This is a genomic window from Rhizobium sp. 10PS4, assembly GCF_032464805.1.
Classification (GTDB): Bacteria; Pseudomonadota; Alphaproteobacteria; order Rhizobiales; family Rhizobiaceae; genus Rhizobium; species Rhizobium laguerreae.
This window is the reverse complement of the sequence record NZ_JAWDIW010000004.1, coordinates 190,778-207,110: the sequence shown is the minus strand read 5'-3', so window position 1 is coordinate 207,110 and position 16,333 is coordinate 190,778. Positions and strand designations below refer to the sequence as shown.

Annotated in this window: 16 protein-coding genes; 15 read left to right on the top strand and 1 reads right to left on the bottom strand. The window is 61.5% G+C overall.

Annotated features, from left to right (window positions below):
* Nucleotides 1–149 precede the first annotated feature (149 nt).
* On the top strand, nucleotides 150–2,582 hold the full coding sequence (locus RWJ89_RS09060) for a ComEC/Rec2 family competence protein (RefSeq protein WP_316030863.1): 2,433 nt from the start codon (nucleotides 150–152) through the stop codon (nucleotides 2,580–2,582).
* Here the strand turns inward: RWJ89_RS09060 and lexA are convergent.
* Nucleotides 2,563–3,282 (bottom strand): transcriptional repressor LexA, encoded by a 720-nt coding sequence (lexA, locus tag RWJ89_RS09055; protein WP_168281820.1) that lies wholly within the window; start codon nucleotides 3,280–3,282, stop codon nucleotides 2,563–2,565. The two genes, RWJ89_RS09060 and lexA, sit on opposite strands and share 20 nt — an antisense overlap.
* A 198-nt stretch (nucleotides 3,283–3,480) precedes the next feature.
* Here lexA and RWJ89_RS09050 point away from each other — a divergent pair, with 198 nt between their 5' ends.
* From RWJ89_RS09050 to RWJ89_RS08985, 14 genes are all read left to right on the top strand, one after another.
* On the top strand, nucleotides 3,481–4,377 hold the full coding sequence (locus tag RWJ89_RS09050; RefSeq protein WP_168281822.1) for a VOC family protein: 897 nt from the start codon (nucleotides 3,481–3,483) through the stop codon (nucleotides 4,375–4,377).
* Nucleotides 4,374–5,219 (top strand): 3-deoxy-8-phosphooctulonate synthase, encoded by an 846-nt coding sequence (gene kdsA / locus RWJ89_RS09045; RefSeq protein ID WP_168281824.1) that lies wholly within the window; start codon nucleotides 4,374–4,376, stop codon nucleotides 5,217–5,219. The genes RWJ89_RS09050 and kdsA overlap by 4 nt, the downstream gene beginning before the upstream one ends.
* A gap of 244 nt (nucleotides 5,220–5,463) precedes the next feature.
* Entirely contained in the window at nucleotides 5,464–6,738 is a 1,275-nt protein-coding gene (gene eno, locus RWJ89_RS09040) for a phosphopyruvate hydratase (protein ID WP_020049787.1), read from the top strand.
* Between the two features lie 137 nt (nucleotides 6,739–6,875).
* A complete protein-coding gene (locus RWJ89_RS09035; protein WP_017988232.1) occupies nucleotides 6,876–7,196 on the top strand; it encodes an FtsB family cell division protein in 321 nt (106 codons plus the stop codon).
* A gap of 145 nt (nucleotides 7,197–7,341) precedes the next feature.
* Nucleotides 7,342–8,388 carry a pyruvate dehydrogenase (acetyl-transferring) E1 component subunit alpha gene (gene pdhA / locus RWJ89_RS09030; protein WP_168281826.1) on the top strand — a complete coding sequence of 349 codons (1,047 nt, stop codon included), beginning with the start codon at nucleotides 7,342–7,344 and terminating at the stop codon, nucleotides 8,386–8,388.
* A gap of 15 nt (nucleotides 8,389–8,403) precedes the next feature.
* Nucleotides 8,404–9,795 (top strand): pyruvate dehydrogenase complex E1 component subunit beta, encoded by a 1,392-nt coding sequence (locus tag RWJ89_RS09025; protein WP_077981100.1) that lies wholly within the window; start codon nucleotides 8,404–8,406, stop codon nucleotides 9,793–9,795.
* 15 nt (nucleotides 9,796–9,810) lie between these two features.
* On the top strand, nucleotides 9,811–11,178 hold the full coding sequence (locus RWJ89_RS09020) for a pyruvate dehydrogenase complex dihydrolipoamide acetyltransferase (RefSeq protein ID WP_222061597.1): 1,368 nt from the start codon (nucleotides 9,811–9,813) through the stop codon (nucleotides 11,176–11,178).
* Between the two features lie 18 nt (nucleotides 11,179–11,196).
* Nucleotides 11,197–11,838 carry an SGNH/GDSL hydrolase family protein gene (locus RWJ89_RS09015; protein WP_077981098.1) on the top strand — a complete coding sequence of 214 codons (642 nt, stop codon included), beginning with the start codon at nucleotides 11,197–11,199 and terminating at the stop codon, nucleotides 11,836–11,838.
* 2 nt (nucleotides 11,839–11,840) lie between these two features.
* Nucleotides 11,841–12,422: a GNAT family N-acetyltransferase gene (locus RWJ89_RS09010; protein ID WP_168281829.1), complete on the top strand. Its 582-nt coding sequence runs from the start codon at nucleotides 11,841–11,843 to the stop codon at nucleotides 12,420–12,422.
* A gap of 16 nt (nucleotides 12,423–12,438) precedes the next feature.
* Nucleotides 12,439–13,887: a dihydrolipoyl dehydrogenase gene (gene lpdA / locus RWJ89_RS09005; RefSeq protein WP_168281831.1), complete on the top strand. Its 1,449-nt coding sequence runs from the start codon at nucleotides 12,439–12,441 to the stop codon at nucleotides 13,885–13,887.
* Nucleotides 13,888–14,004: 117 nt separating this feature from the next.
* Entirely contained in the window at nucleotides 14,005–14,259 is a 255-nt protein-coding gene (locus RWJ89_RS09000; protein WP_017960300.1) for a GlsB/YeaQ/YmgE family stress response membrane protein, read from the top strand.
* Between the two features lie 37 nt (nucleotides 14,260–14,296).
* On the top strand, nucleotides 14,297–14,545 hold the full coding sequence (locus RWJ89_RS08995) for a GlsB/YeaQ/YmgE family stress response membrane protein (protein ID WP_003539331.1): 249 nt from the start codon (nucleotides 14,297–14,299) through the stop codon (nucleotides 14,543–14,545).
* 47 nt (nucleotides 14,546–14,592) lie between these two features.
* Nucleotides 14,593–15,564: a lipoyl synthase gene (gene lipA, locus RWJ89_RS08990; RefSeq protein ID WP_012757334.1), complete on the top strand. Its 972-nt coding sequence runs from the start codon at nucleotides 14,593–14,595 to the stop codon at nucleotides 15,562–15,564.
* A 228-nt stretch (nucleotides 15,565–15,792) separates the two neighbouring features.
* Nucleotides 15,793–16,326, top strand: a complete 534-nt coding sequence (locus RWJ89_RS08985; RefSeq protein ID WP_077981095.1) for a DNA topology modulation protein FlaR — start codon at nucleotides 15,793–15,795, stop codon at nucleotides 16,324–16,326.
* The last annotated feature ends 7 nt before the right edge of the window (nucleotides 16,327–16,333 follow it).

The window sequence follows — 16,333 nt, the reverse complement described above, 5'->3', positions numbered from 1 at the left end:
CAGCGATGAGCCGCACGCATATCGGAAGCCGATGATTCGACTGGTCTTTTGGCGCTCGCGATTTTCCCTCATATTTCAATCGATTATTCTTGCCGGATTTGATTTGAGGTTGCATTCTGGCCGCCTTCGCAGCCGGGCTTGGGCGGTTCATGCAGGAGTTGACGACAGTCGAATTGCGGCCGGAAGCAGGCGAAGGCCTTGCCGACTCCTCCAGTTTTTCACCACCTGTCGTGGTGACGCGACCGACACGGACGCAGTCGGCGACACCATTGCGCCACCGGCTGCCGGCCGCAACCTCGCAATTGCTGCGTGCCGGCATGCGCATGCTGGGCGAGGAGGCGGACCATGGCCGCCTGCTGCTGTTCTCGCCGGTCTTCCTCGGCGCCGGGTCAGCCGTTTGGTTTCTCGCGGCATCGGATTTTCCTCTCATTGCATCGCTGCTCTGCCTGTTGGCGCTGACCTTGGCGGTTCTCATTGCCAGCCGCAGCCGGGCCGCGGTGCGGGCAACGCTGCTGGCGCTTTCGCTCGTGGCCTGCGGCATGGTCACGGCGCAGTTCGAGAGCCGGCGGGCTTCCACCGTGATCCTCGATTCCGCCGTGACGACGACGGTGACCGGCCGCGTCGAGCGGCGCGAAGGCGACGGTCGCGGGCGGTGGCGCTACATTCTTGCCGTCACCGGCACCGAGGCGCCACAGGTGAAGCGGCCGCCGGAACGTATCACCGCGATCGCCCGCGGCGCGGACGCGGCCTTCGAGATCGGCGATATCATCACCGGCAGGGCGCGGCTGACGCCGCCGGCGGGCCCAGCGCTTCCCGAGCTCAACGACTTCTCCTTCAGTGCCTATTTCGACGGCATCGGCGCCAACGGTTTCTTCTACGGTGCACCGACGAAGGTCGATGCGCAGGCAGGTCCCCAGGCTGCAAGATCGACAGCGGAAGCGCTGCTCGAAGGTCTCTACCGGCTGCGCAGCGGCATCGGCGACCGCATAAGGTCGATCCTGCCCGGCGACACCGGTGCTTTTGCCGCTGCTCTGGTGACGGACGAGCGGCGCGCCATTTCGGATGCGACGACGGAGGCGCTGCGCCAGTCCGGTCTGGCTCATATCATCGCCATCTCCGGTCTCAACATGGCGCTGTCGGCCGGCATCTTCTTCGTCGGCTTCCGGATGCTGCTCAGCCTCTTCCCCGGCATCGCTGAGGCCTACCCGACGAAGAAGATCGCTGCCGCCGGCGCGCTCATCGCCGTCACCGCCTATTTCCTGATCTCCGGCTTTGCGGTCTCTGCCGAACGCGCCTTCATCATGATGGCCATCATGTTGATTGCGGTCTTCTTCGACCGGCCGTCGATCAGCCTGCGCAATGTCGCGCTCTCCGCTCTCGTCATCATTGCCATTTCGCCGTCCGAGGTCTTGGGACCGAGCTTCCAGATGTCCTTTGCCGCGACATTGGCGCTGGTCTCGGGCTATCAGCTGTGGAAGGACCGGCGCGTCCGAGAAAACGCCTTCCTGAAGCTGCCGATCATCAGGCCGTTCGTTACGGTTGCCGGTTTCTTCGGCGGCGTCTTCCTGACCTCGCTGATCGGCGGTTTTTCAACCGCGCTGTTTTCGATCGAGCATTTTCATCGCCTGACCGCCTACGGCCTGCCGGCAAACCTCGCGACAATGCCGATCATCTCCTTCATCATCATGCCGGCAGGTCTGCTGGCGATGCTGCTCATGCCTTTCGGTCTGGATGTTTGGGCTTGGAAGATCGTCGGATTCGGCCTCGATTTGGTGATCGCGGTTGCAAAGACGGTGTCCGGCTGGGGTGGCAATATCGACGTGGGCCGCTTGCCCGCCTGGTATTTCGCCGTCGCCGTGGCAGGCTTTCTGCTGCTGACGCTGCTCCGCACCCGGTTGCGCCATGTCGGCACATCGATTATCGCGGTCGCAACGCTCATCCTGCTGCTTCTGCCGGGTCCCCGTCCGCCGGATCTGGTGATTTCGGAGGATGGCAGTCTCGTCGCGGTCGTCGCGGCGGCGGCAATGGCTTCCAACCGTGAAAGACCGCCGGACTTCATCTTCGACCAGTGGCAGAGAGCGCTGGTCCTGCCGGGGCATAATCCGCCGAAGATGCTGAATGGTCCTGCTATCCCGCCTGAGGGAGAAGACCGCCGCGTCAGGCTTTCCCGCGATCAGCAGAACGAAGCAAGGACCGCGATGCGGACGGCCGCAGCGGCCGGTGACGCAAACCGCTTTTCCTGCGTCAAGAAGGCCTGGTGCACATCAAGGCTTGGCAATGGTCAGGTGGTAACCGTCATCGACAATGCCGCCTATCTCGGCCCGGCATGCGACGCGGCCGATATCGTCGTGACGTCCGTGCGCCTTCGCTTCAACAACTGCCGCTCAGGTGCAACGCTCTTCACCGGCGAGACGCTGCGCAGGACCGGATCCGTCGAGTTGCGCTTCACGGACGCCGGCCCGGAGGTGGCAACCGCCTTCGATTCATTGTCGCGGCCATGGATGCGCCATCGCGCCTATGACTGGCGCAGCAACAGTTTTACCGAATCCGGCCTGGCCAATGTCAGTGATAGCGGCGAATGAGACCGACGAGCTTGCCCTGAACCTTGACGCGGTCCGGCCCGAAAATCCGGGTCTCGTAAGCCGGGTTGGCCGCTTCCAGCGCGATCGAGGCGCCCTTGCGGCGGAAGCGCTTGAGTGTCGCTTCTTCGTCGTCGACCAGAGCAACGACGATGTCGCCGGGACTTGCGGTGCTGCCGTTGCGGATGATCACGGTGTCGCCATCGAAGATGCCGGCGTCGATCATCGAATCGCCCTTGACCTCCAGCGCATAATGTTCACCGGAACCGAGCATGTCGGCCGGAACGACGATGTCATGGGTGTTGTTCTGGATCGCCGAGATCGGCACACCGGCAGCGATTCGGCCCATGACCGGCACCGAGACCGAGTTGCCGTTGTCGGCGACGGGTTTTGCGGGAGCAGGAGTGGCGACCGGCTGCAGTTTGCCAAGGCTACCCTCGATGACGCTCGGCGAAAAGCCGCGCCGGGGCTGAATGCTGGGGCTGTAGGCCTCCGGAAGCTTGATGACCTCGATCGCGCGGGCGCGGTTCGGTAGGCGGCGAATGAAGCCTCGCTCCTCAAGCGCAGTAATCAAGCGATGAATCCCGGACTTGGAGGCGAGGTCCAGGGCATCCTTCATTTCGTCGAAAGATGGCGGAACGCCGGATTCCTTCATGCGCTCATGAATGAAAAGGAGAAGCTCCTGTTGTTTGCGCGTGAGCATCGACGTTGTGACCTCGTGATTGAAACAAATCCAGAACAGACACTATATGTTCCATATGTGTTCCGCAAGTAGCTAAATTTCCGTAAAACTTGGCGCCAACTCGTTGAGATTTTTATTTTCATTCGCCGGATTGGCACAGAAGTCTTGCATTGAGGGACGCGCCATCGCACATCTCTTGCCGTTTCCAGGAGGGATATCATGAACGCGCATTCCGCCAAACCGCACCCGCTGGATCATGTCGTGCTGCCGGTCGTCAACATCGATCTGGCGCGCGAGAGGCTCGGCAAGCTCGGCTTCACCGTTGCCGCCGATGCGTGCCATCCCTTCGGAACGGAGAATGCCTGCGTCTTTTTTGCCGACAAGACCTATCTGGAGCCGCTCGGGATTGCGAACGTCGAGGAGAGCAACGCATCTGCGCGCCAAGGTAATGTCTTCACTGCCCGCAACCAGGCCTTCCGTTTCCGCTGTGGCGAGGAGGGGCTCTCGGGGCTGGCTTTCGGCAGCAAGGATGCCGGCATCGATCATCAGGATTTCGTCGGCAACGGATCGAGCGCTGGCGAGATGCTGCAGTTCACCCGGCCGATGACGATGCCGGACGGTTCCGAGACGATTGCCGGCTTTAAGCTGGCTTTCGCCGGCGACCTGCGCGCGCCTGATCTCCTGTTTTTCACCGTCGAGCGCGTCAATCCGCTACCGGCCGACCGCGCGGCGCTGGAGACGCATGCCAATGGCGTCACCGGCATAGTTGAGATCGCGCTTTGCACGCCAGAGCCGGCCGCCTTCGCTGCCTTCGTCAGCCTTGCCGTGGCGCAATCGGCAGTCGAGAAAACCGGTTTCGGCGTCGATATTGCGGCATCGAATGCGAAAATCAGCCTGATGACGCCGGAAGGGCTGGAGGCATATTTCGACGTCGCCGTCTCATCCGCAGATCGCGGCCTGCGCGGCCGGGCAATCCTCTTTGCTGTCGCCGATCTTGCCGTGACAGAAGCGCATTTGGCTGCTAACGGGGTGACATACACGCGCAAGAACAATCGCATTCTGGTGAAGCCCGCGCCCGGGCAGGGCACGCTCTTCGCCTTCGAGGAAACACGATGAGCACTGATACGAATTCCGAAGTCAGGATCGGCGAAGGCCAAGGCCAGGTCACCTTTTCCAATACCGGCCGTCTATCGCTGATTGCCGGTCCCTGCCAGATGGAGAGCCGCGACCACGCCTTCATGGTTGCCGGCACGCTGAAAGAGCTTTGCGGAAAGCTAGGCATCGGCCTCGTCTACAAGAGCTCCTTCGACAAGGCGAACCGCACCTCGCTCTCGGCCGAACGCGGTATCGGGATCGAAAAGGGCATGGAAGTCTTTGCCGACCTCAAGAAGGAATTCGGCTTTCCCGTCCTGACCGACGTTCATACTGCCGAGCAATGCGCGGAGGTGGCAAGGGTGGTCGATGTCCTTCAGATCCCGGCCTTCCTCTGCCGCCAGACCGACCTTCTCATCGCCGCCGCCAAGACCGGCCGCGTCGTCAATGTCAAGAAAGGCCAGTTCCTCGCCCCCTGGGATATGAAGAACGTTCTGAAGAAGCTCAATGCCAGCGGCAATCCGAACGTGCTGCTGTGCGAGCGCGGCGCCTCATTCGGTTACAATACGCTGGTCTCCGACATGCGTTCGCTACCGATCATGGCGGCGATGGGTGCACCCGTTATCTTCGATGCGACCCATTCCGTGGCGCAGCCGGGCGGGCAGGGCGAATCCTCCGGCGGTCAGCGGGAATTCGTGGAAACGCTGGCGCGCGCCGCAGTGGCTGCCGGTATTGCCGGTGTCTTCGTCGAAACCCATCAGGACCCCGATAACGCACCTTCCGACGGCCCGAACATGGTCTATCTCAAGGACATGCCGCGGCTGCTTGAAAAGCTGCTCGCCTTCGATGCGGTCGCCAAGGCTTGACGTTCAACAGCCTGACATGATCGTGCTATAGGCATGTCGCGCAAAAGTGTGCAGCGGTTTTGCGACAACGACATGCGGAAAGCCAAAGACCTAAAGCGTGGCAAGCGAATCTGAAAGATCGCGACGCGCTTTAGGCGAGATCCAAACGCGGTTCGAAGGCTGGAAACTGCAGCATTGTAATTTGCACGCCTTCGACTAAGACAGGTTTCGAACCGACTTATCATCCACCGAGCAGGAAGAACCCATGACTGCAATCACCGATATCATCGCCCGCGAGATTCTCGATAGCCGTGGCAACCCCACCGTCGAAGTCGATGTCTATCTCGAAGATGGCAGCATGGGCCGCGCGGCCGTTCCCTCAGGCGCCTCGACGGGCGCGCATGAGGCGGTCGAACTGCGTGACGGCGGCAAGCGCTATCTGGGCAAGGGCGTCGAAAAGGCGGTCGAAGCCGCCAACACCGAGATCTTCGACGCGATCGGCGGCATCGACGCCGAAAACCAGATCCAGATCGACAACATCATGATCGAGCTGGACGGCACGCCGAACAAGTCGCGCCTCGGCGCCAACGCCATCCTCGGCGTGTCGCTCGCCGTCGCCAAGGCTGCTGCCCAGGCGTCCGGCCTGCCGCTCTATCGTTATGTCGGCGGCGCCTCCGCCAGCCTGCTGCCGGTGCCGATGATGAATATCATCAATGGTGGTGCCCATGCCGACAATCCGATCGATTTCCAGGAATTCATGATCCTGCCGGTCGGCGCCGATTCGATCGCCGAAGCCGTACGCATGGGTTCGGAAGTCTTCCATACGCTACGCAAGGAACTTGCTAGCCAGGGCCACAACACCAATGTCGGCGATGAAGGCGGTTTCGCACCCGGCCTGAAGAGCGCGCCTGAGGCCCTCGACTTCATCATGAAGTCGATCGAGAAAGCCGGCTACAAGCCTGGCGATGACATGTGCCTCGGCCTCGACTGCGCCTCGACCGAATTCTTCAAGGACGGCAAATACGTTCTCGAAGGTGAAGGCCGCACGCTGGAATCGGGCGCCATGGCCGAATATCTGGCCGAACTCGCCGCCAACTATCCGATCATCTCGATCGAGGACGGCATGGCCGAAGACGACTGGGACGGCTGGAAGACGCTGACCGACCTGACCGGCAAGAAGACCCAGCTCGTCGGCGACGATCTCTTCGTCACCAACTCCGCCCGTCTTCGCGACGGCATCCGCATGGGCGTTGCCAACTCGATCCTCGTCAAGGTCAACCAGATCGGCTCGCTGACGGAAACGCTCGATGCTGTCAACACGGCGCACAAGGCGGCCTATACTGCCGTCATGTCCCACCGCTCCGGCGAGACCGAAGATTCGACCATCGCCGATCTCGCGGTCGCCACCAACTGCGGCCAGATCAAGACCGGCTCGCTGTCGCGCTCCGACCGTCTTGCCAAGTACAACCAGCTGATCCGCATCGAAGAAGGCCTCGGCCCCCAGGCCCAGTATGCCGGCCGCTCGATCATTCGCGGCTGATCGGATCTGATTTTCAACGGCTCGACCCGCGTCTTCCCGGCGCGGGTTTTTTCTTGCCCATTTTTTAGAGTCAACGAACGGTTAATCTCTGCGCGCTAGATTGAACGAATTGGTAATGCGTTCAAGAGCATGCGTGTATGTGGACAAAGCATCATAAGAAGAGAAAGATCGGTCGTTTCGTCATTCCGGCCATGACGGTCGCCTTCCTCTCCTATTTCGGTTATCATTGCATTCATGGCGATTACGGCCTGCGCGCGACGGAGACGTTCGAGCGTCAGCGTGTCGCCCGTGAAAAAGAGCTTGCGGTCTTGAAGGCGAAGCGCGAACATCTGGAAAACCAGGTCGCGCTCTTGAGTGACGGCTCGCTCGACAAGGACATGTTGGACGAAAAAGCGCGTTATCAGCTTAACATGTCGCGTGCGGACGAGATCGTCGTATTCAACCATTATTCCAATTAACCGGAAGCAGGTTAATTGTAATTTTCACTGCTTTTCCAATAATTTAGCGTCGAATACGAGCCATGCATTTATGGCATTGCTGTGGTCATATTTCTTCCCTATGGTACGCGCCACCAAGAACCGACAAACCCATAGGGAGGGTTGAATGGCGCCGCGAAAGACCGCGACCGTTTCCAGCCGCAAAACTGCAGCAAAACCGGCAGCCAAAGCATCGAATGGAGGCCCGGTAGCCGACTTCGATCGCGATGAGGAGCTCAAGGCCTATCGCGAGATGCTGCTGATCCGCCGCTTCGAGGAGAAGGCCGGTCAGCTTTACGGCATGGGCTTCATCGGCGGCTTTTGTCACCTCTACATCGGTCAGGAAGCTGTCGTCGTCGGCATGCAGATGGCGCAAAAGGAAGGCGACCAGGTCATCACCGCCTATCGTGACCACGGCCATATGCTGGCAACCGGCATGGAAGCGCGCGGCGTCATGGCGGAACTGACCGGGCGTCGCAGCGGCTATTCCCACGGCAAGGGCGGTTCGATGCACATGTTCTCGAAAGAGAAGCATTTCTACGGCGGTCACGGCATCGTCGGCGCCCAGGTCTCGCTCGGAACGGGTCTTGCCTTTGCAAACCGCTACCGCGGCAATGACAATGTCTCCATCGCCTATTTCGGCGACGGCGCTGCCAACCAGGGCCAGGTCTACGAGAGCTTCAACATGGCGGCTCTCTGGAAGCTGCCGATCGTCTATATCGTCGAAAATAACCGTTACGCCATGGGCACCTCGACCGCCCGCGCCACCGCTCAGTCGAATTACTCGCTGCGCGGATCCGGCTTCGGCATCCCCGGCATTCAGGTCGATGGCATGGACGTCCGCGCCGTCAAGGCGGCGGCCGACGAGGCGCTCGAACATTGCCGTTCCGGCAAGGGCCCGATCATTCTCGAAATGCTGACCTATCGTTATCGTGGTCATTCGATGTCCGACCCGGCGAAGTATCGCTCCAAGGACGAAGTGCAGAAGATGCGCTCCGAGCATGATCCGATCGAACAGGTGAAGGCACGCCTTATCGAAAAGGGCTGGGCTTCCGAAGACGATCTGAAGGCGATCGACAAGGATGTTCGCGACATTGTCGCCGATAGTGCCGACTTCGCCCAGGCCGATCCGGAGCCGGATGTATCCGAGCTCTATACCGACATTCTGCTGTAATCGGGGAGGGAACCCATGCCTATCGATATCCTCATGCCCGCCCTCTCTCCGACGATGGAAGAAGGCACGCTGTCCAAATGGCTGAAGCAGGAAGGTGACAAGGTCACTTCTGGCGACGTGATCGCCGAAATCGAAACCGACAAGGCGACGATGGAAGTCGAAGCCGTCGACGAAGGCGTCATCGGCAAGCTTCTGGTTCCTGCCGGAACCGAAGGAGTCAAGGTGAACGCCAAGATCGCTGTTCTCCTGCAGGACGGCGAATCCGCATCCGACATGTCTGCGTCCGCTCCGGCGGCAGCGCCGGCTGCTGTACCGCAGGCAGCGCTGGAGGAAAAGCCGGCTGCCGCAACTCCGGCATCCGCACCCGTTCCGGCCGAGCCGAAAGCCCAGGTGCAGAACGACCCCGAAATCCCGGCCGGCACCGAAATGGTGTCGACGACCGTGCGCGAAGCGCTGCGTGACGCCATGGCCGAGGAAATGCGCGCCGACGAAAACGTCTTCGTCATGGGCGAGGAAGTCGCCGAATATCAGGGCGCCTACAAGGTCACGCAGGGGCTGCTGCAGGAATTCGGCCCGCGCCGCGTCGTCGATACGCCGATCACCGAGCATGGCTTTGCCGGCGTCGGCGTCGGTGCGGCAATGGCCGGCCTTCGCCCCATCGTCGAATTCATGACCTTCAACTTCGCCATGCAGGCGATCGACCAGATCATCAACTCCGCTGCCAAGACGCTCTATATGTCCGGCGGCCAGATGGGCGCTCCGATCGTCTTCCGCGGCCCGAATGGTGCAGCAGCCCGCGTCGGCGCCCAGCACAGCCAGGATTATGCAGCCTGGTACAGCGCCATTCCCGGCCTGAAGGTTGTCATGCCCTACACGGCATCTGACGCCAAGGGTCTGCTGAAGGCTGCGATCCGTGATCCGAACCCGGTCATCTTCCTGGAAAACGAAATTCTCTACGGCCAGCACTTCGATGTGCCTAAGCTCGACAATTTCGTCCTGCCGATCGGCAAGGCGCGCATCCATCGTCCGGGCAACGACGTGACCGTCGTCTCCTTCGGCATCGGCATGAGCTATGCCACCAAGGCTGTCGCCGAACTCGAGAAGCTCGGCATCGACGTCGAACTGATCGACCTTCGCACCATCCGTCCGATGGACCTGCCGACCGTGATCGAATCGGTGAAGAAGACCGGCCGTCTGGTCACCGTCGAGGAAGGTTATCCGCAGTCCTCCGTCGGCACCGAAATCGCCACCCGCGTCATGCAGCAGGCCTTCGACTATCTCGATGCGCCGATCCTGACGATTGCGGGCAAGGACGTTCCGATGCCCTACGCCGCCAATCTCGAAAAGCTGGCGCTTCCGAACGTCGGCGAAGTCGTCGATGCCGTGAAGGCTGTTTGCTACAAATAAGGGGAGGGTGTTTCGATGCCGATCAATATCACGATGCCCGCCCTCTCTCCGACCATGGAGGAAGGCAATCTTTCCAAATGGCTGGTCAAGGAAGGCGACAAGGTCAAGTCTGGCGATGTGATCGCCGAGATCGAGACCGACAAGGCGACGATGGAAGTCGAAGCCGTCGATGAAGGCACGGTCGCCAAGCTGGTCGTTGCCGCCGGCACCGAAGGCGTCAAGGTCAATGCGCTGATCGCGGTTCTCGCCGCCGATGGCGAGGATGTCGCTGCTGCCGCAACTGGTGCGGGTTCCGCCGCACCTGCGCCGAAGGCAGACGGCGCGGCCGCGCCCAAGGCCGAGGCCGCGCCGGCTCCGGCCCAGTCCGCTCCGGCTGCAGCACCAGCACCCGCCGCTGTACCCGCATCGGTTTCGGCTGATGGCAACCGCACCTTCTCTTCGCCGCTTGCCCGCCGTCTGGCCAAGGAAGCCGGTATCGACCTTTCGGCTGTCGCAGGCTCCGGCCCGCACGGTCGCGTCGTCAAGAGCGACATCGAGGCCGCCGTTGCCGGCGGTGGCGCCAAGGCGGCCGCTGCGCCTGCGCCCGCTGCAACCCCGCAGGCTGCCGCGCCGGCGCCGGCCGCTGCTGCTGCACCGAAGGGCGCTTCCGAGGAGGCCGTGCTCAAGCTCTTCGAACCTGGCTCCTACGAGCTCGTGCCGCATGACGGCATGCGCAAGACGATTGCCAAGCGCCTGGTCGAATCCAAGCAGACGATCCCGCATTTCTACGTCAGTGTCGATTGCGAGCTCGATGCGCTGCTGGCGCTGCGCGCCCAGTTGAACGATGCGGCCCCGCGAAAGGATGGCGGCGCTCCGGCCTACAAGCTCTCGGTCAACGACATGGTCATCAAGGCCATGGCGCTGTCGCTGCGCGACGTTCCGGATGCCAACGTCTCCTGGACCGACAACAACATGGTCAAGCACAAGTATGCCGATGTCGGCGTCGCCGTCTCGATCCCCGGCGGCCTGATCACGCCGATCATTCGCAAGGCAGAGCAAAAGACGCTGTCGGTGATCTCCAACGAGATGCGCGATCTCGGCAAGCGGGCCAAGGACCGCAAGCTGAAGCCCGAGGAATATCAGGGCGGCACCAGCTCGGTCTCGAACATGGGCATGATGGGCGTCAAGGTGTTTTCAGCCGTTATCAATCCGCCGCATGCGACGATCCTCGCGGTCGGCGCCGGCGAACAGCGGGTTGTCGTCAAGAAGGGCGAAATGGCGATTGCCACCGTGATGTCAGTCACCCTCTCGACCGACCATCGCTGCGTCGATGGCGCGCTCGGCGCCGAACTGCTCCAGGCCTTCAAGGGCTACATCGAAAACCCGATGGGCATGCTTGTCTGATAGCGGTACGAGGCGGAAATGACCAAGACCGTTCTTTGCTATGGTGACTCGCTGACCTGGGGTTATGACGCCGAGACGATCGGCCGTCATGATTACCAGAATCGTTGGCCGAGCGTGCTTCAGGCAGCGCTCGGCGGTGACGCGCGTATCATCGCCGAAGGCTTGAACGGGCGCACCACCGCTTTCGACGACCATCTCGCCGATTGCGACCGCAACGGTGCGCGCATCCTGCCGACGATCCTGCAGACGCATGCACCGCTCGACCTCGTCATCCTTCTGCTCGGCACCAATGACATGAAGCCGGTCGTGGCAGGCTCGGCCTTTGCCGCATGCCAGGGCATCAGCCGGCTCGTGCGGCTGATCCGCAATCATGCCTGGCCCTTCGAATTCGATGGGCCGGAGATTCTGATCGTGGCGCCGCCGGCGATCCGCGCAACGGGCAATGTGCCCTTCGCCGCATCGTTTCCCGGCGGCATCGAGGAATCGGCAAAGCTCGCAACGCTTTATCGTGATCTTGCCGACGAACTCGGTTGTGGCTTCTTCGACGGCAATTCCGTCGCCAAGACCACACCGATCGACGGCATTCACCTCGATGCGGAGAATACGCGTGCGCTTGGACGCGGGCTGGAATCGATCGTGCGGATGATGCTGGGGATCTGAGTATGACCTCCTTCATCGCCCTCCGGCAGGCCTCACGGCGGGATGCCTCGGAGCTGGCGATTCTGGCGGATATCGCATCGCGCGGGTTTGCCTCCTGGCTTTGGTTTGCCGGTGTGCAAAACGGCGTGAGCGACACGCCGCTGGAGCTGGGCCGGCTGAAGATGGGCGAGGAGGAAGCTGTCGGCGGCTGGCGGGATGCCGTCATTGCCGAGGCCTATGGCGAGGTCGCTGGTGTGGCGATCGGCCATGCGCTGAATGAGGGGATAGGTGATATCGAGGCCACCATTCCGGCGACCGCACCGATGCTCGCCTTGCAGAAGACGGTGGTCGGAAGCTGGTTCATCGGCAGTCTCGGCGTCTATCGCCATCTGCGTGGCATCGGCATCGGACGCAGGCTGCTGGACGATCAGATCGAAAGGGCCGATCGCCGCCCGGTCAGTCTCATTACCGCAAGTGATAACGAAGCGGCTTTGTCGCTTTATGGAAGAAACGGATTCCTGGAGGCTGCGCGCGCCGATGCCGTGCCGCTCTTCGAAAACAGCAAGAGACATGCGTGGGTGCTCATGACCCGCAGCGCAGCGTAACAAAGGCAGGAAACACATGGCTGAATCCTACGACGTCATCATCATCGGTTCGGGTCCCGGCGGCTATGTCGCTGCCATCCGCGCCAGCCAGCTCGGCCTCAAGACCGCGATCGTCGAGCGCGAGCATATGGGCGGCATTTGCCTGAACTGGGGCTGCATCCCGACAAAGGCGCTGCTGCGCTCGGCCGAGGTGCTCGACCACGCCAATCACTTCAAGGATTACGGCCTCGTTCTCGAAGGCACGGTCAAGCCGGATGCCAAGGCCGTCGTCGGCCGCTCGCGTGCCGTCTCCGCCCGTCTGAATGCCGGCGTCGGCTTCCTGATGAAGAAGAACAAGATCGACATCATCTGGGGAGAAGCGAAGATCACCAAGCCCGGCGAGATCGTCGTCGGCAAGCCGTCGAAGCCGGTCGTCGAGCCGCAGCATCCGCTGCCGAAGAACGTCAAGAGCGGCGAGGGCACCTATTCCGCCAAGCATATCATCATCGCCACCGGCGCCCGTCCGCGCGCGTTGCCCGGTATCGAGCCGGATGGCAAGCTGATCTGGACCTATTTCGAGGCGCTGAAGCCGGATGTTTTGCCGAAATCGCTGATCGTCATGGGCTCGGGCGCGATCGGCATCGAATTCGCCAGCTTCTATCGCTCGATGGGTGTCGACGTCACGGTCGTCGAAGTCATGCCGACCATCATGCCGGTCGAGGATGCCGAGATCACGGCGATCGCCCGCAAGCAGCTTGAAAAGCGCGGCCTCAAGATCTTCACCAGCGCCAAGGTCACCAAGGTCGACAAGGCCACGAACAGCGTTACCGCCCATGTCGAGACGGCCGATGGCAAGGTTGAGCAGATCACTGCCGACCGGCTGATTTCGGCCGTCGGCGTTCAGGGCAATATCGAAAATCTCGGTCTCGAGGCGCTCAGTGTCAAGACCGACCGCGGCTGCGTCGTCATCGACGGCTACGGCAAGACCAATATCGCCGGCATCTATGCGATCGGCGATGTCGCCGGCCCGCCGATGCTGGCGCACAAGGCGGAGCATGAGGGCGTCGTCTGCGTCGAAAAGATCGCCGGCCTTCCCAATGTCCATCCGACCGACAAGGGCAAGGTGCCGGGCTGCACCTATTGCAATCCGCAGGTCGCCTCCGTCGGCATCACCGAAGCGAAGGCCAAGGAACTGGGCCGCGACATCCGCGTCGGCCGCTTCTCCTTCGCGGCAAACGGCAAGGCGATCGCACTCGGCGAAGACCAGGGCATGGTGAAGGTGATCTTCGACAAGAAGACCGGCGAACTGCTCGGCGCCCACATGGTCGGCGCCGAAGTCACCGAACTCATTCAGGGCTTCGTCGTCGCGATGAACCTCGAGACGACCGAGGAAGAACTGATGCACACGATCTTCCCGCATCCGACCGTGTCGGAATCGATGAAGGAAGCGGTGCTCGATGCTTACGGCCGCGTCCTGAACGCTTGATACTTTCCAATGCCGCCCTTTATGTCGGGGTGGCAAAGCCATCCCCCGGGGTGGCAAAGCCATCCCCCCGGAGTGGAAAGCCACTCCCCAGGGTGGAAAAAACGAAAGGAAATCATCATGTCTATGGAGACGCAGGCGTTGCTGGTGTTTTTGCTGATCGGCCTGGTTGCAGGCTTCCTGGCAAGCCTGGTCGTCGGTGGCGGCGGGCTGATAAGATGCCTGCTGAGCGGCATCATCGGCGCCTTCGTCGGCGGTTATCTGTTCAGCACGCTCGGCATTTCGCTGGGCATTGAAAATGCGCTGGTGGTGCAGATCATCCACGCCACCGTCGGCGCCATCATCGTGGTTCTGATCGCGAGAGCGGTCGCTTGAGGCGTAACTGAGGGCCAACTTGAGGGTAGGGGAAGGCATGGAAAGCGTCGGCTGGATTTCGGCAATCATCATCGGCGGGCTTGCGGGCTGGCTCGCCGGCAAGCTGATGGAAGCGCGATACGGGATTTTCCTGAATATCGTGCTCGGCATTGTCGGCTCGGTCGTCGCAAGCGCCATCCTCGCGCAGTTTCATCTCGAGGTGGTCGGCGGGCGGCTCGGCTATTTCGTGACGGGTTTCCTCGGCGCCTGCTTGTTGATATTCCTTGCGCGGCTGGTGCGGCGCTAGATCCGAATGAGATTTGCCGCATAGGGCGGTAGAAGGCTGAAACTGCAATGGTGACCATCCTCGATACGATCAATCCCGACGCCAAGCGCGTGCGGCATCCGGAGAAGGCGCATCGGCCTGACACGGAAGTCATGCGCAAGCCGGACTGGATTCGCGTCAAGGCGCCGACCTCCAAGGGTTATGCCGAGACGCGCGCGATCGTGAAGGAGCACAAGCTAGTCACCGTCTGCGAGGAGGCCGGCTGCCCGAATATCGGCGAGTGCTGGGACAAGAAGCACGCGACCTTCATGATCATGGGCGAGATCTGTACCCGCGCCTGCGCTTTCTGCAATGTCGCCACCGGCAAGCCGAACGCGCTCGATATGGCCGAGCCCGAGAACGTCGCCAAGGCAGTCAAGGAGATGGGCCTTAGCCATGTCGTCATCACCTCGGTCGACCGTGACGATCTGGAAGACGGCGGCGCCGAACACTTCGAAAAGGTGATCTGGGCAATCCGTGCCGCCTCGCCGATGACGACGATCGAGATCCTCACGCCCGACTTCCTGAAGAAGCCGGGTGCGCTGGAACGCGTCGTCGCCGCCAAGCCCGACGTCTTCAACCACAATATGGAAACGGTGCCCGGCAACTATCTGACGGTTCGCCCCGGCGCCCGCTACTTCCATTCCGTCCGCCTGCTGCAGCGGGTGAAGGAACTCGATCCCACCATGTTCACCAAATCGGGAATCATGGTTGGTCTCGGCGAAGAGCGGAACGAAGTCCTGCAGCTGATGGACGATCTGCGCACCGCGGATGTCGACTTCCTGACGATCGGCCAGTACCTGCAGCCGACCCGCAAGCACCACAAGGTCGAAAGCTTCGTCACCCCTGACGAGTTCAAGTCCTACGAGACCGTCGCCTACAGCAAGGGCTTCCTAATGGTCGCCTCCAGCCCGCTGACCCGCTCCTCCCACCATGCCGGCGACGACTTTGCCCGGCTGCGGGCGGCGCGCGAGAAGAAGCTGTTGATCGCAGCCGAATAAGAGCCGGCCTTGCTTTTTGTGTCGGCCGCGGCGATTTTCGCCGCGGTTCAGTTTGTTGACAAACCTCGATCTTCACTCGACGTCATCTCGGCCTTGTTGCCGAGGATCTGCTGCGCCGGTTGCAAGTGCTCGGGACAAGCCCGAGCATGACGAAAGAGGAATGGCCGATCTCATCAGCAGTCTGAGCCGATGGATTTTCGCAGCGGTTTTTGATGGGGAGTTGCGGACATGCCCGTCGACGAACCAATGCTCCGGCATGCCAGACGCATTCTGGTGATTGGCTGCCCCGGTGGTGGAAAAAGCGTGCTTGCACGGGCGCTGTCGACTTCGCTCGACCTTCCCTATATCTCGATGGATCGCGATTTCTATTGGCTTCCCGGCTGGAGGAAACGGGATCGCAGCGACATCGATCGGCTGATCGCCAAAGCGGTGGCGGAAGAACGCTGGATCATGGATGGAACCGGCCTCAGCTCCTTCCATCTGCGCCTGCCGCGTGCAGACGCCGTCATTTGGCTTCGGCTGTCCAGATATGCATGCCTGTACGGCGCGGTCTCAAGAACATTCCGTTATTTTGGGCGCAACCGTCCCGAACTGCCTGCCGGCTGCCCCGAACGCCTCTCGCTGGACGCGCTTGCCTATATCTGGAATTTCGAGCGCGATGCCGCACCTCTGATCGAAGCGGCGCTTCAGGATCACGGGTTTGCAAATTCCACCGTCATCATAAGATCGCGCAAAGCAGCTAGCCGGTTCGCTGGCGTTTAGGAGCATC